The sequence below is a fragment of the Leptolyngbya sp. FACHB-711 genome (genome assembly GCF_014695615.1).
Classification (GTDB): Bacteria; Cyanobacteriota; Cyanobacteriia; order Elainellales; family Elainellaceae; genus Leptolyngbya_A.
In genome coordinates this window covers 1-15,457 of sequence record NZ_JACJOR010000319.1, presented here as the reverse complement: position 1 = coordinate 15,457, position 15,457 = coordinate 1, and the positions used below count along the sequence as shown (strand labels likewise).

Below are 15,457 nucleotides of genomic sequence, written 5' to 3'. Positions count from 1 at the left end.
GCACACCTGTCTACAGCCCAGCAGGACAGCTCAAGTACACCCTTTCCGCGCAGGTCTCGCTTCAGCAAACCGAAGATGTTAATCCATGGCTATTGCAGGGTTACACTGTCCTGCTCAATGGGGATGGCATGGTCTTGGCGCATCCGATCGCAAGCAGAGTGGGAACAACGATTGCCCAGGAGCCAGACAAAGATCGGCTAGAAGACATCCTGACGAACGTATTTCAGCGCGAAATGACCGGAGCCAGACACCTGTATGGCTTAGCAGGGGATTCGCACGAATGGATCGCAGGCTTTAGTCCGATAACGCTCAAGCTGAGCAACAACCAGTCCTCGACCTGGGCAATCCTGGCGGTAACGCGAATGGACAGCGCGCTTCAAGGACTTGAGAAGATTACCCAAATTCTGCTGATCCTCACAGTGGGCTTGCTGGCGGCGCATCTACTGGCAATGCTTTATATGGCGCGAGATCTCGCTTTGCCGATCGAGCAGTTGGGCAAGTACGCCATGCGGATTCACAAGCGCGACAAGCTAGAACGTGCGCCTAAAAACTTCCGAATTCGCGAACTCAACCACCTAGCAGAAGTGCTAGACAACATGGTGGGCAGGCTGGAGGAACGGGCAAAAGAGCTAGAATCTGCCTGGCAGGAAGCAGAAGCTGCGAATCAGCTCAAGAGCGAGTTTCTGGCAAATACGTCCCACGAGCTGCGAACGCCCCTGAACGCCATCATCGGCTGTATTCGATTAGTGAAGGACGGCTGCTGCGATACCAGAGAAGAAGAAGAGGAATTTCTGGAGCAGGCAGACAAAGCAGCGATTCACCTGCTGAAAATCATTAACGACCTGCTCGACATCCAGCGCATTGAAGAAGAAAAACTGCCTTTGTCGATCAAAACAGTCGATTTGCGGCAGATTATTCGCGAGGCGATGAACTTGCAAGCAGTACCAATTCAGCAAAAAGGCTTGACCCTCACCGTCACCGATCTTTCTGAGCCGATCTGGGTGCAGGCTGATCCCGATCGCCTCAAGCAAGTGTTGCTCAACGTGATCTACAACGCCACCAAGTTCACCGATCAGGGCGGAATCACGATCGACACCCGCATCCAGCCTGCTGCCGAACTGCCCACCTATTATGCTCAGCAAAACGGGCATCGCGATAGTGAAACGGCAAGCCAGCCGTGGGTTGTAATCGCAATTCAAGACACCGGAATTGGGATTGACCCTTCGCAGCAGCAAAAGCTGTTCCGTCCGTTTGTGATGGTCGATGGCTCAACCACACGCAAATTTGAAGGCACAGGCTTGGGTCTAGCAATTTCCCGCAATCTGGTTGAAATGATGAGCGGGCAGATCACGCTGCATAGCGCAGGCTTAGGACAGGGGACGACGGTTAAGATTGCGATGCCGATCGCCCCTCAGCCGGCTCAGGGTCTTGCTGCTCAGGTAACCAGTCCGAGTACAGCAGTTGAGCGATCGATGATCGGCGGTTAAGAGAATCAACGGCTAAAGGTAACTCATTGGGTCAACGGGTTCTCCATTTAGGCGCACTTCGAAATGAAGGTGGGGTCCGGTGGAGAGCCCAGTTGTGCCGATCGCTGCGATCGCCTGTCCCTGCTGAACGGACTGTCCCTCCGAGACGTAGAGTTCGCTGGAGTGCGCGTAGAGGGTGGTGAGGTTGTTGCCGTGGTCGATAATGATGGATTGACCGTAGCCGCCATACCATCCGGCAAAAATCACCACGCCGGAATCTGCGGCAAAAATTGGGCTGCCCGTGTCGGCTCCAAAATCGACGCCTGCATGAAAGCGGTTATAGCCCAGAATGGGGTGCATCCGGTAGCCAAAGCTGCTCGTCATTTCGCCGATGCTGGGATATGCCATCTGCCCTGTACCCCGAACTGCGATGCGCGATCGATTGCCAGCCAGTCGCTGAATTAGGACAGCCAAATTGCGTGAATCCCTGGCGAGCTGTTCTTCAGCGGCTTCTAGCGCAGCTCGATCTTGGCGCAGACGGTTGATGAGTTCCTGCTGAGATTGTGCCTGCGCCTGATATTCAACTTTTTGCGCCTGAAGCTCCTGAGTGAGCAGCGCAACTTCGTTTTTTTGTCCTTCCACCTGTCGCCGCTGTCGCTCGATCGCCACTGCTGCTGTTTGCAGCTGAGCCAGTGCTGTGCGATCGGCTTCATACACCCGCCGGAGCTGATGGCGGCGATCGAGAAATTCGTTCAGGTTTTCGCTTTCGAGCAGCAGTGCCCAGCCCCGACTTCCCTGCTGACGCTGCAAAAACTTGAGCCGTGCCACCGTCGCAGACTGTTTGCCCTGATAGCTTTTTTCGGCTTTGGCAAGCTGTGCCTCAAGCTTCACAAGCTCTTGGTTTGCCGCTTTGAGTTTTGCCTGGTTTTGGGCAATTTGGGCAGCCGTGGCGCGAATGCCTTGCTGAATTCCGCCGAGCCGCTTTTGTGCCGATCGTTCCAGTCCCTCAAGCTGATCCTGCTGCCGTTGCAAGCGCGATCGCTCTTCTTCTTTGCGCTGCTGCTGTCGCTGAAGCTCTTCGACAGAGTTAGTTACCTGTGCCAGGTAGGGTGTTTGGGGCGTGGAAGAAAAGAAATGTGAGGATAGCTTGGACAGCGAAACCGCAGGTAGACTCCAGCCCAGACCAAGCAAACCACTCAGCCCCAGCAGCAGCACCCCAGCCAGTAGCCTTTGATAAGCGCGTTTAACCATGTTTTTCAGGTAGGCATCCTGCTTCCAATACCGTCTCCCTGGTAAGCCAATTTTGGGGAGAACCGTGCCGACTCCGCTCCCGTTCAAAGTCCCCCAACGTTAGGGAATTTAGGGGGAATGTTCAGGAGCTTTTATCCTCCTCACCCCCCCTTAAAGGCGATCGGCAGAAATGAACCTTGCCATTATGCCTCTTCCAGTGAAGCACTGGCTCATCAATCAATCTCTTCCACCTCTCCCACCCATTTTCCCTAGCCAGGGGAACGGCTTCATACTGCTACCTTAAACTCAGAGCAATGATGCCAAAGGTAAGCAGCACCAGACCGGAAATGCGGTTGAGCCAGCGTAGCCAATTGCTCACGCGAGGAACCTGCTTGGCATCCGCACTGAAACGGGCACGAAACCAACTCACACTGCCGCAGAGCAATAGCCACCACAGTGCAGAACCGATAAACACACCCAACACTAGTACCGTCGCTTGAGGGTAACTATTCTGGCTGTTGGCTAATCCTAGCCCCGCAAAAACTGCCACGAAGGAGAGAATTGTCGCTGGATTGGTCAGCGTCAGAAACACAGTCGAAAAATAAGCCCCAGCCAAAGCTTTCGCCTGATGACGACGAATTTGCCGATGCAAAGCAGCTTCTCTTTTGAGGCGAGCGCCTGGCGGCTGACCCTTTATCGGAACATTCGCAGCTTCGTCGCTGGGTTTGTTGAGAAAAATCCTAATGCCCAGATAGCAAAGAAACAGACCGCCCAACAGCCGCAGCCAGAAAGCTTGCTGAATCAGCAGATTCGACACTGCCGTGAGTCCAAATCCGGCGATGCTGCCATAGATCGCGTCGGCGGTGGCTGCGCCCAGTCCGGTGAGCAAGCCGATCAGTAAGCCGTCGGCGAGGGTACGCCGAATACTAAGAATGCCGATTGGTCCAACCGGGGCAGCGATCGAAAAACCAATCAGTAATCCGCGCAGCAGAAAATTAGAGTGGATCATGGGTTCTCCTCTTTATTTCTCCTCTCGATCGGTCTTTTCTTATCGGTTTTATCAGTCTTGTCGGTTTTATCAGTCTTGTCGGTCTTATCGTTCCAGAGGGGCAAATCGGATGTTTCCTTAACGGTGGAAAGGACGATCGTGGTGCGGGTGCGGAGAATGCCGGGAAGTGCCTTAAGTTGTTCACTGAGCAGGTGTTCCAGGTCTTTCGTATGGCGGCAGCGAATTTTGAGCAGATAGTCATCGTCTCCGGTGACGTGATGGCATTCCTGGATGGCGGCAAGCTGCTGCACGGTTTGCACAAAGCCTTCTCGATAGCGGGGATGTTCCAGCGTGACCGCAACAAACGCTGTAAGATGACAGCCGATCGTCTCTGGATTAACCCGGGCAGTGTATCCCTGGATCACGCCTTTGTCTTCAAGTCGGCGGACGCGATCGGCAGCCGCAGGGGCGGAAAGTTCCAGCCCATTTGCCAGCTCTGCCCAGGTCATGCGTCCCTGAACCATCATCTGCTGGAGAATTTTAAAATCTGTCTCATTTAGCTCCATAAAATTAAGATTCAAAAGCTGAATACTAATATCACTTTCTTTTCTAAAGAATTCAAGTCGCTTTAGCTTTTTTTAGATTCTTAAGTCTATCGCTCGATAGGGGAAGCGTTGTGCCTTGTGAGATACGGGGATCAAAATGCTCTCAACTCAGATCAATCCATCTAAGCAGAAGCAGATCCCCACTCGGATGAAGGGAGGTTTTGGCTGGCTAAACCACAATAAAAATATCAGGAGTAGTTCGTCAGATTCGATGAGTGCTGGGGATTGAGGGTATCGCTCTACGAAATGCCTTCAATCCCGCTTTTTTTGAGTTCCTCTTTTTACAAGCAGCGGAACTTATAAGCAGTAGAACTGGATAGCAAGCTCCTATTGATTTGCCTATAATTTGCCTACTGAGTTGCCTAACTGACTTTGCCTAACTTATTTGCCTAATTTCTGCCGCATCTGTTGCTGCAAACTGAGGGCATCTGGATAATTGGGTTGAATTTGGGTGGCACGTTCTACCGAGGCAAGGGCTTCCTCAAAGCGGCGCAAACTCCACAAAGCTGCTCCCCGATTGTTCCATGCCTCCGCCAGGCTAGAATCAAGCTCGATCGCCCGATCAAAGGCGGCGAGTGCTTCCGATGGACGGTTGAGCTGTATTAGCGCAGTTCCCTTGTTGCTCCAGGCTTGGGCAAAATTGGGCTTGCGATCGATCGCCTGCTCATATAGCGTTAGTGCAGCTTGGTCTTGTCCCTGTCGATCGAGTGCGTAACCTTTGCTCCACAGCGCTTCTGCATAGCCAGGGTTGAGCTTCAGGGCACGATCGCAGGCTGTAATCGCGTTGGCAAATTGCTCTAGCGTGTTCAAGCTATAGCAGCGTCCCCAGTGAGCTTCCGGGGCATTCGGATCAAGGGCGATCGCCTGGTCATAAGTTTGAACTGCCTGCTGAAATTGGTTTTGTTCTCGCAGCTTGTCCGCCTGTGCCAACAGTGGAGTTGCCTGTGTTTGTGGGTCTGAGGAGGCAGCAGGACTGGGGGATGCGGGAGAGGATGCAGGACTGGCAGTGTTCACGGTTTCTGCCGAATCGCTGGCAGGACGAGGAGAAAATAGCGGTTTCACCAGCGAAACCAACAGGACTGATCCGACAACACCAGCCGCAAATAACCCCATTTTCTTTGGCTGAGAACGGGCAAACTGCTTCAGTTGTCCTGCCCTGGCGGTCATTGTCATCGGGCTAATGGGCAGCGTTGCGTTTTGGCTCAACGGCGCAGTCGCAGGAATTTCCCCTGAAGCACCCGAAGTCAACGATCGCGCTTGAGTGACAGGCAGGGGAGCCGTGGTTCCCACCGGGACAAACGAAGCCACAGAACTTCCAGATGCTGTAGCAGGAGGAGCGGTCAGGGGAGGCGGTTCTGCCGCAATGGGAACTTGATCGATCGCTGTCAGGGCTTCAGCCGCAGTCGAATAGCGAGCGCGAAAGTCGTAGCGCACCATTTTGTTTAAAACGGCAGCCAGATCCGAATTCACTTCTGAATTCGCTTTAGCCACCCGGTCTTGCCATTCGATTTCGCTGGTCTGAGGATTTTGAGGAAGCGATCGGGGGGAGATGCCCGTCAATGCATGAATGCCAATCATGCCAACCGCAAAGATATCGCTGCTAAAACGCGGATTGCCTGCCAGTTGCTCGTTTGGCATATAGCCTGGTGTGCCGATCGCGATCGTCAGCCTGGATTGAGCCGCTGTGTTCAGTAATTGCGTTGTAGCTTGCTTGACTGCGCCAAAGTCGATCAGCACAATTTTGCCGTCTGCGTGACGGCGGATCAGGTTGTCAGGCTTGATGTCGCGATGAATCACATTTTGCTGATGCACAAATGCCAGCACTTCCAGAATGTCTCGCATCAGCCCAACCACTTGCGCCTCGCTCCAAGGATGTCCGTTTTTCACCTCCTGGCTGAGGCAGTGTCCCACAACGAGTTCTTGAACCAGATAAAACTCCTGATTCTGCTCAAAGTGCGCCAGCAGCTTGGGAATCTGATTGTGGTTTCCCAGAGCGTAGAGCGTTTGCGCTTCGGTATCAAACAAACGTTTTGCCGTTTGCAGGGCAGCCGGATCGCTAAACTGAGGCTGCAACCGCTTGACCACGCAGTGCGGGTTCCCCGGCAGATGCAAATCTTCTGCCAAAAAGGTTTGACCAAATCCGCCCGCGCCCAATTGCTTCAGCACTTTGTAACGTCCGCCCAGTAGGGTGTTTGGCGATTCTAATTGAAGAAATCGTAAGAAGTTCACGCTGCTCAATCTGCTGGGTTTAACAAGGACAACCTAATCCACTCTTCCCCCAAAGCGATCGCCATCAGGCAGTCAAAGGAAGTCTTAACCCTGATCTTTTTTCCAGCAACATCATGGCACAGCCTCAAATCCTTCGCAGTCTTTTGAGCGGAAAGTTGCGGCACTCCAGGCTTTGGCTGTTGGTGATGACGACCCGATACCAAACAGGTTACGAAATCGTGAAAAGGAGCGTTGTTTCCGTCTATCAATCGGACAATAGCTGACAATAAGACTATCCTCGGCAGTTGGCTGTATCCCCATGCGATCGTCGCTTCGTCGTACTCTGCTAAAACCGCTCGCCAGCCTTTCTAAACGAGTTCCGCTGCGGGCAATTTTGATCATCCCGTTTCTGCTGCAAATTGTGGCGATCGTGGGAGTGACGGGCTATTTGTCCTATCGCAATGGGCAGGATGCGGTGCGCGATCTGGTCAGCCAGCTCGAGCGAGAAGCCAGTGATCGAACCCGGCAAACCCTCGAAACCTATCTGCGAATTCCTCAGATTGTGACCGAGATGAACGCCGACAATGTGCGGCTGGGCTTGCTTGATTTCGAAAATATTTCCAGCCTGGAGCCGTATCTGTGGGAGCAGTTTCAGCAGTTCAGCAATCAGCCCTTTAATCCGACCAGTTCTTCGGATCAGCGATGTTTCAAACCAACGACGGCTCAACCGAGCGGATTAACCTTTATTGCGCTTGCAACCGAAACGGGTAGCTACATCGATATCGGCTACAACATAGACAATCAGCTTGAACTTAGCATTCGCGATATTCGCAGAGACGGCATTTTGCGGGTTTGGTCGCTCAACCAGTGGGGCAGGCGGATCAAACTGACACAAACAGTGCCCACCTACGATCCGCGTCGTCGCCCCTGGTATCAATCCGCAGTGCAGGCAGGTTCACTGGTATGGGTTGACCCGTACTACACTGTGACCGATAACGCTCCGGTCATTTCCGCCGATCGCCCCTTTTCCGATCGCCAGGGCAATTTGCTGGGCGTTGCCGATGCCACCCTCAGCTTGGCAGGAATCGGACAGTTTCTCTGCGACCTGAAGGTGGGCAGCACGGGGCAAATTTTCATCCTGGAGCCAGACGGCGACTTGATTGCCACCTCCACCGGAGAAAAGCCGTTTCGCCTGGAAGAACAGGAAAAAAAGCTGATCAACGTCCGGGACAGCCAGAATAGCCTCACCCGCGCCACTGCCAGTTTCCTACAGCGAAGCTATGGCAATTTGAGCAACATTTCGCGCTCCCAGGAGTTTGAGTTTCATGAGAACGGCAAGCGGCGATTTGTGAAAGTACAGCCTTTTCCAGGCATCGATCGCCGAAGTGGGTTTCGCGGCCTAGATTGGCTCGTCGTCGTCGTGATTCCCGAAGAAGAATTCATGGCAAAGATTAATGCCAACACGCGGATCACCATTTTGCTTTGTCTGATCGCGCTGCTGGTGGCGATCGCTTTGGGAATTGCAACGAGCCGCTGGATCGCCCGCCCGATTCTGGAAATGAGCCGCGCCGCCGAAGCCTTAGCAGAAGGAGACTGGGATCGGGAAGTGCAAATTCAGCGATCGGGCGAACTGGGCACCCTGGCAGGGGCATTTAACCACATGCGACATCAGCTCAAGCAGTCCCACCAGCAGCTTGCCGAATACTCGCAAGGACTGGAGCAAAAAAACAAGCAGCTCGAAACCCTGGAAGCCGAACTGCGCCGCCAGCTCAATTTATTTCTGCACGCTGTTTCCCACGATCTTCGCAACCCCGTGTTGGGAACGGCAATGGTGCTCAACAACCTGAGCGAACAGTCCGGAGACGACCTAAAAGTACCGCGCAAAATCCTGACCCGAATGCAGGAAAGCAACCAGCGACAGCTGGAACTGATTAACTCTCTCATTGATAGCCATGCCGCCGAGATCTGGGGCATCGCCCTTCACCCAGAACCAATTGCCCTCTGCGATTTAGTGCATTCCGCAACCTCAGACCTACAACCCATGTTTGAGAAAGAGCGCACCAGCCTGATCGATCGCATTCCCACCGATCTCCCTTTGATCAAAGCTGATCCGCTTCAGCTCGCCCGAGTGTATCAAAACCTGATGGCAAACGCCCTCAAGCACAACCCGCCCGGACTCACCATCACCCTCACCGCTGAACCCCGCGACGAATGGATCTTCTGCACCGTAAGCGACAACGGCATCGGCATCAAATCCGAACAGCGCGATCGCCTCTTTGACCCCTACTATCGCGGCAGCAAAAAACCCAAATCCGTCGGACTCGGACTCGGACTCTATCTTTGCCACCAGATTATTGAAGCGCATGGCGGGGCGATCGGGGTCGAGAGTGAGCCGGGGCAGGGGACGTTGTTTTGGTTTACGTTGCCAGTGGCGTGAGGGTAGATGCGTGAGGGTGGATTGGATAAGTGGATGAGTCCCTCTACCCCTCCAATTCTCGCTTCGATCGCCCCATCACCATCTGCGGCTCCACCACCTCCACCGAATCGATCGCTTCCAGTCGGGGCAAAAGGCGCAGGGCATCGGCAATTTCACCGGATTGGGGGCGTAGCCAGGCGGCATTGGGGGCATAAACAAGGATTTGGCTGACTTGATAGCCCGCTTGCTGGATGAGGGTTTGGTGAGTTTCGATCGGAACGCCATCGACGAGGCGCAAAAAGACCTGTCCGGTGGGCACAGCGATCGATCCGCCCGGTTCTAAGGCATAAACGGCACTGATGGCTGCTGGTTGCGCAGCGGTCGATCGATGGGTGTCGGGGCTGCCGCGAAAGATGGCGATGCGTTCTTCCAGCGTGAGGACGGCTTCGGAGGCAATGCGAGAAACGGGCAGCAAAGACTGGAACGACTGCTGAAAATGCACGGCGAAATAGTTAGACTGCCGCACATAGGCGAGGCTCTGCCGTTCTCCCTGCGGGGTAGTCGATTCCTGAATTTCAACTCGCGCTGGAAACTGCTCAAATGGGTTGCTCTGAACACTCACGCTGCACCCGCTTTTATCAAAATGATCAACGATGAAGGAAGGATGGATCAAAAACCGGCTATTTCATTTCACCCTACCGCAACCTTAGCCAGAATCATCTTTCGGTAAGGTTATCTTTATGGCTGGGTTTGGCAGAGCAGGGAATTGAGGGGGTTACTCCCTGCACTCTGTCCCGATCGGTTGAGCGATAGATTGATCGCACGAGACAATCGCATGGCGATGTTAAATTTCAGCAAGGCTGACCCAATCCATTGTCAGTCAGGACTATAACTCGAAGGAAGTAATACGCATTTGGTCATCCACAAGAAGGGAAGATTGCAATGGTTTGGGTTCAGTATGGGGGCAAAAACGGGCAGCGCTACGAGTTCGTTATCAGCCAGGAGCATTTAGCCGTTCGCACAATCAACCGGGCAGCCATGATGAGTCGGCGATCGTTTGAGGTTGCCCCGCTCTCGCAGCAGGCATACCAGATGTTGAGCCAAAACTTTGAGCTGACGATGCGCTTTCGCCAGGCCGGGGTCGAAGTGCTGAAAACCAAGGCTCCGCAGTCGGATACGTCTTTGTGCGATGCTGCCCGCGAAATGCTGAGCACTGAACCCGAACTGGAATTTGCCGGACGCGTGCTGATCAATCCTGCGTCAATGCAGCCCGTACTCTACAGCGAGAATTTATTTATTAAGTTTTTTAAAGACCAGTCGCCGGAGGCGTGCGAAGCGTTGCTGGTTCGCTATGGGTTAAGCATAAAACGACCGCTGATCTACGCCCACAATGCCTATTTTGTGGCAGCGGCTCAGGGAACAGGCTTGGCAATTTTTGATCTGGCAGAACGGCTGCTGCAAGAATCGATCGTCGAACTTTGTCACCCAGAACTGATCAGCGACACGCGGACAAGGCAGGTCTTTCCATACCAGTGGCATTTGGCAACGACAACGATCGACGGACGCGAAATTAATGCCAGTGCGAATGTCGAATCTGCCTGGGAACTGAGCCGGGGCGCAGGCACGATCATTGCAGTGATTGACGATGGGGTCGATATCGACCATGAAGAATTTCGATCGTCTGGTAAAATCATCGCGCCCAGAGATGTCACTCGCCAGACCGACGATCCGCGTCCCGGACAGGGCGAAGACCACGGAACTGCCTGTGCGGGCGTTGCCTGTGCAAACGGCAATTTTGGCGCGTCGGGTGTGGCTCCACAAGCAAAGCTGATTCCGATTCGGCTGGCATCGGGACTTCAATCGCAGGCAGAAGCCGATGCCTTTGTTTGGGCAGCGCAAAATGGCGCAGATGTGATTTCCTGTAGCTGGGGTCCGCCCGACGGCGCATGGTGGGATCCAAACGATCCGCTGCATCAGCAGGTGGTTCCCCTCGCAGATTCGACCCGACTGGCGATCGACTATGCCGTAACGCAAGGACGCAATGGCAAAGGCTGTGTGGTGCTGTTTGCTGCCGGAAACGGAAACGAAAGCGTTGATAACGACGGCTACGCCAGCTATTCAAAAGTGATCGCCGTGGCTGCCTCTAACGATGTTGGCGTGCGAAGCCTGTACAGCGACTATGGCAAAGCAGTCTGGTGTGCCTTTCCCAGCAATGACGGTCAACCTTCGCTCACACCCGGCATCTGGACGACCGATCGTTCTGGAGCAGTAGGCTACAATCCGGGTGACGCTGTGCGCGGCGATCGCGTGGGTAACTATACGAATGCCTTTGGCGGCACGTCGAGTTCGACTCCGGGTGTGGCTGGGGTGGTGGCGCTGATTTTGGCAAGAAATCCTGATTTGAGGTGGGATCAGGTGCGCGACATTTTGCGGCAGTCCTGCGACCCGATCGATCCGGAAGGTGGACAGTACGATGCCACCGGACGCAGCCCGTTTTATGGCTATGGTCGGGTGAATGCCCGAAAAGCGGTTGAACTCGCCCTGCCGAGCAGCGATACCCTAAAGCAACTTTATCGGGTTGTGCAGGATGTCCCCATTCGCGACTTTGAAACTGCCCGATTACTGCTCGCCGTGGGCAGCATTGAGCCAATGCAATCGATCCAAGTGACGATCGACCTTGAGCATTCTTACATTGGCGATCTGGTCGTGATACTGTATCCACCGGAATCGCTCAGTCAGCAGCCCATCATTCTGCACGATCGCGCTGAGGACGATACCGATAATCTGCAAAGAACCTTCGATCCGGCAAATGTTCCTGCGCTGGAACCGCTGCTCAACCTGGCTCCGCAGGGAACCTGGACACTCGAAGTCACTGACAAAGCCGCACGAGATACGGGAATGCTCCGCAGTTTTGCGATCGAGATTAGCGTTTAGGAAACTCTGCAAATAAACCAGCGGCAAACCGACCAGCAGCAAACAATCCTTCGCTAGAGGATGGGCAGTTGCTTCTGAAGATGGAGCGCAGGAAAGAGGGGCGATCGCTACCATAACGGTAGTTTTGAATGAGCGAGTTGGCTTAACCCAGGACGAGGCTTTGCATTCGCAATTTGCTCAGTCATTGGCTCAGTCATTGGCTCAGTAGTCAATTTGCTCAGTCGTCCAGGTGGGCAACCTGTTAACGCGATGGTTACATCATTTTCTTCGGGTTCTTCAACGGGGTTTAGCAGCTTCTCTAACAACACGACGGGCAGACTGACCTCTGGCTCAACTCAGTTTGATTCCAGCAGTATCAGCACGTTTAACGACCCACTTTCTAACAGTTCCAACTTCAATAACACAACGGGTGAAACGGTGGTTAACTCAAACCGGGTTAACACGACGGGAACGAGCGGCAACAGTGCTTCTGGTGATACCCTAACGAATAATTTGACCAATAACCTGACAAATAACAGGTCGGGTTTTACCGCGCAGCCGCAGACGAACTTCTTCTCGACGGGCAGCTTAGCGAACGCTGGGCTAGGCAATTCGATCGGACGTTCAGGGAATGCGGGTTTCGGGAATTCAACGGGCAATAGCGCAGGCAATACCTTTAGAAATTCAAGCTTTGGCAGCTCTAACTTAGGCGGCACTTCCAATCGAGGCGGCGGCAGTTTTGGTGGCAGTTTCGGGAGCGGCAGTTTTGGCGGCAATTTCGGCAGCGGAACCGGGATTGACCTCTCTGGCTTGATCGATCTAAGCAACTTTCGCGGCAATATTAATCAGCTTTTTGCCCCTGGCGCTTTGGGTGGAAACGGCGGCAGTACAGGCAGAACCAACCGTCGCCAGATCCCGATCGCAGGTAGTGCAGCAAACGACGTGCTTATCGGCGCAAATCGCAGTGAAATTTTGGTAGGCGATCGCGGGAATGACGTGATGCAGGGCAGGGGCGGGGCAGATACCCTGCTGGGCGGCAGGGGCGATGATCAGCTCTCTGGTGGACTTGGAAGCGATCGGCTCTCAGGCGATGGCGGTAATAATGTCCTGGTCGGTGGCGCCAACCGCGATATCTTCAGTCTTCAGCGCGGCAATGGGGTTACGGTAATTCAGGATTTCCAGCCCGGACAGGATCAAATTCAACTGCCGAGCAATCTGGAATTCCGCAGCTTGGGCATTCAGCAGCAGGGAGCCGATGCCGTTCTCCGCACTGGTGCAGACGTGCTGGCAGTCGTGGCAAATACACAAGTCGATCGATTAAGTGCAAGCCGTTTTGTATAAGACGTCTGTATGAGATTGGATTATGAGCTTGGATTAAAAGTCTGAGGCTGAGTTAAAACGTGAGATTGGATTAAAAAGGCTCTGCCTCATCCAGCAGTGTCTCGATCAGCAAATCTACCTGCTGCTGCTGCCGATTAAGAAACGTTTCGCACTGGCGCAGTTGCTCGACTGCCGTCGCAAACTGATCGAAAACTTCGGCAAGCTCCAGCTCACCCTGCTCGATGCGATCGATAATGCCTTCGATCTGAGAAACGGTTTGCTCATAGCTCCAGTCGGGTGGAAAGAGCGAGTCGCCACCGGGACGGGTACGCTGAGCAGGCATCGAAGCGGGCAAAAAGTCTGGTTCGTTCATTGCTGGGATTTAGGGCTGAGATGGGGGTTTAAGTCTGGAGCCGTTGAATTTGGATGGGTTAAATCTGTGGGGGCAGGCATTACTTCGGTCACGATCGCTTTTACCTGTCCCTGGGCAAGCTGAAGGGTGAGCGGCTGTCCGGGCTGAAGCTGCTGAGCCGATCGCACATCTTCTCCGTTCTCCTGCCGAATCATGGCATAGCCGCGCTTCAAAACGGCACTGGGGTCGAGGGCACTCAGTTTTTGATGCAGAAGTTCGCAGTGTTGCTGGGCAGCCTGAAGCTGCTGATTCATGCTCTGCGTGAGCCGCTGTTGCCGCCAGCCATTGAACTGCACCTGTTCGCGAATCAGGCGATCGAGATGAAGCCGCCGCAGCCGCCCCTTGAGTCGATCGAGCTGCTCCACTGCCCCATCCACAGAAGTACCCACCGCCTGACTAAGCGCAAGAACGCGCTGCTGATGTTCGGCAAACAGATCGGCTAATAAGGGAACTGCCTGCTCCGCGGCAGCGGTGGGTGTATGGGCATAAATATCGGCAACCAGATCCGCCAGCGACTCATCCCGCTGATGCCCAATTCCAGCCACAACCGGAATGCGACACATTGCCACTGCCCGCACAACCCGCTCATCGTTAAAGCAAGCCATGTCCTCGGTTGCGCCGCCGCCCCGCGATAGGATCAGCACTTCTGCCCGTCCGTCTGCCTCAACGCGCTCAATTGCCCGCACGATCGCCTCAGGAGCCTGATCGCCCTGCACCAGTGCCGGAGAAAACAAAACGTGCATTCCCGGATAACGGCGCTTTAGCGTGCGCTGAATGTCCCCCCAGGCAGCAGCTTGCGGGGAAGTGACGACAGCGATCGTCTGCGGATAAAGCGGTAAAGGACGTTTGCGATCGGGGTCGAACAGCCCCTCAGACTCCAGCCGATTGCGAAGCTGACGATAGCGCAGTGCCCGCAAACCCTCGCCCGCCGGAAGTGCTTGCCAGATAATGAGTTGATAAGTCCCGCGCTGAGGATGCACATGAACTCGCCCCAGCAAAATAAGCTGATCGCCCGGAACGGGCACGGTTGCCAGTCGATTGAGCTGACTGCTCCACACCACACAGTTGATCGCTGCCTGCGCGTCCGGGTCTTGCAGTGTGAAAAACAAGCCACTTCGATAGCGGGAAGCACTCGATACCTCGCCCGTAACCCACACTTGCCGAAGCTGATGATCTTGCTCCAACAATGCCTGAATATAGTCCGTCAACCCTGTCACCGACAGAGCTGTATCTGGAATCAGCAGGTTGGGCAGATTAGAGGTCATGGGCGATCGAACTCAGGGCAATCAGTCAGGTTAATCAACAATCATCAGAAGGGAAGCAGGAAAGGCAAAAGGGCAGTATCGCATCAGGAAAAGAACTAAATCTAACCTTAGCGGAGGAATCAAGCGTTGGACCTCTGGTTAAATCTTATTTTATTTAGTACGTTTGTATGGTCGAAGAAAAAAGGACTAAAATATAAGTAGGAGTAGCAGGACTTCTTTCTAAGGTAACGAAAGTCGGTTGAATCAGACAGTTCTCTGGGATGCAGAACCTCTGAAGCCCAGTCAGGAATTCCATTCGTTGATTGCATTTCATTGATTGCATTCCTGAATTACACCACTGAATTACATACACTCTTGTTTTGAGGTGCGAATGGCTAAAGCGACGAGTAACGACACAAACGGACGCGAGACGAACGGACGCGACACAACCAGTCGGGAAACTAATGGACGCGACCCAGGACGGGAAAAAGCCCTGAATCTGGTACTCACTCAGATCGATCGCACCTTTGGCAAAGGCACGATTATGCGGCTGGGCGACGCAACCCGGATGAAAATTGAAACCATTCCAAGCGGCGCACTCACCCTCGATCTGGCACTGGGCGGCGGGTTTCCTAAAGGCAGAATTATTGAGGTT

11 protein-coding genes and 1 pseudogene are annotated in these 15,457 nt (G+C 53.9%); 5 read left to right on the top strand and 7 right to left on the bottom strand.

The window, feature by feature from the left end; all coding sequences use genetic code 11:
* Nucleotides 1-1,487 (top strand): ATP-binding protein (locus H6F80_RS12985; RefSeq protein WP_190791962.1); only part of this gene is annotated, 1,487 nt, incomplete at its 5' end.
* Between the two features lie 12 nt (nt 1,488-1,499).
* Here H6F80_RS12985 and H6F80_RS12980 read toward each other — a convergent pair.
* The 4 genes from H6F80_RS12980 to H6F80_RS12965 form a co-directional block, all read right to left on the bottom strand.
* Nucleotides 1,500-2,804: a murein hydrolase activator EnvC family protein gene (locus H6F80_RS12980; protein WP_242067330.1), complete on the bottom strand. Its 1,305-nt coding sequence runs from the start codon at nt 2,802-2,804 to the stop codon at nt 1,500-1,502.
* Between the two features lie 187 nt (nt 2,805-2,991).
* Nucleotides 2,992-3,705, bottom strand: coding sequence for a LysE family translocator (locus H6F80_RS12975; protein WP_199296542.1), 714 nt, complete (start codon nt 3,703-3,705; stop codon nt 2,992-2,994).
* Nucleotides 3,702-4,265, bottom strand: a complete 564-nt coding sequence (locus H6F80_RS12970; protein WP_242067329.1) for an Lrp/AsnC family transcriptional regulator — start codon at nt 4,263-4,265, stop codon at nt 3,702-3,704. Before H6F80_RS12970 ends, H6F80_RS12975 begins: the two co-directional genes overlap by 4 nt.
* A gap of 405 nt (nt 4,266-4,670) precedes the next feature.
* Nucleotides 4,671-6,518 (bottom strand): protein kinase domain-containing protein, encoded by a 1,848-nt coding sequence (locus H6F80_RS12965; protein ID WP_190791961.1) that lies wholly within the window; start codon nt 6,516-6,518, stop codon nt 4,671-4,673.
* Between the two features lie 298 nt (nt 6,519-6,816).
* Here H6F80_RS12965 and H6F80_RS12960 point away from each other — a divergent pair, with 298 nt between their 5' ends.
* Nucleotides 6,817-8,934, top strand: a complete 2,118-nt coding sequence (locus tag H6F80_RS12960; protein WP_190791960.1) for a sensor histidine kinase — start codon at nt 6,817-6,819, stop codon at nt 8,932-8,934.
* Nucleotides 8,935-8,977: 43 nt separating this feature from the next.
* Here the strand turns inward: H6F80_RS12960 and H6F80_RS12955 are convergent, their stop codons facing one another.
* Nucleotides 8,978-9,535, bottom strand: a complete 558-nt coding sequence (locus H6F80_RS12955; protein WP_190791959.1) for a hypothetical protein — start codon at nt 9,533-9,535, stop codon at nt 8,978-8,980.
* 320 nt (nt 9,536-9,855) lie between these two features.
* Here H6F80_RS12955 and H6F80_RS12950 point away from each other — a divergent pair, with 320 nt between their 5' ends.
* A complete protein-coding gene (locus H6F80_RS12950) occupies nt 9,856-11,847 on the top strand; it encodes a S8 family serine peptidase (protein ID WP_190791958.1) in 1,992 nt (663 codons plus the stop codon).
* Nucleotides 11,848-12,096: 249 nt separating this feature from the next.
* The gene (locus H6F80_RS12945; protein WP_190791957.1) at nt 12,097-13,167 is read left to right on the top strand and encodes a calcium-binding protein; all 1,071 of its coding nucleotides are present in this window, start codon (nt 12,097-12,099) and stop codon (nt 13,165-13,167) included.
* Nucleotides 13,168-13,237: 70 nt separating this feature from the next.
* Here H6F80_RS12945 and xseB read toward each other — a convergent pair whose 3' ends face one another.
* Both xseB and xseA read right to left on the bottom strand, forming a co-directional pair.
* Nucleotides 13,238-13,519 carry an exodeoxyribonuclease VII small subunit gene (xseB, locus tag H6F80_RS12940; RefSeq protein WP_242067328.1) on the bottom strand — a complete coding sequence of 94 codons (282 nt, stop codon included), beginning with the start codon at nt 13,517-13,519 and terminating at the stop codon, nt 13,238-13,240.
* On the bottom strand, nt 13,516-14,823 hold the full coding sequence (gene xseA / locus H6F80_RS12935) for an exodeoxyribonuclease VII large subunit (protein WP_190791956.1): 1,308 nt from the start codon (nt 14,821-14,823) through the stop codon (nt 13,516-13,518). The genes xseB and xseA overlap by 4 nt, the downstream gene beginning before the upstream one ends.
* A 370-nt stretch (nt 14,824-15,193) precedes the next feature.
* On the opposite strand from xseA, the pseudogene H6F80_RS12930 reads away from it, so the two are divergent.
* Nucleotides 15,194-15,457 (top strand): annotated as a pseudogene (locus H6F80_RS12930) (hypothetical protein); the annotation flags it as partial.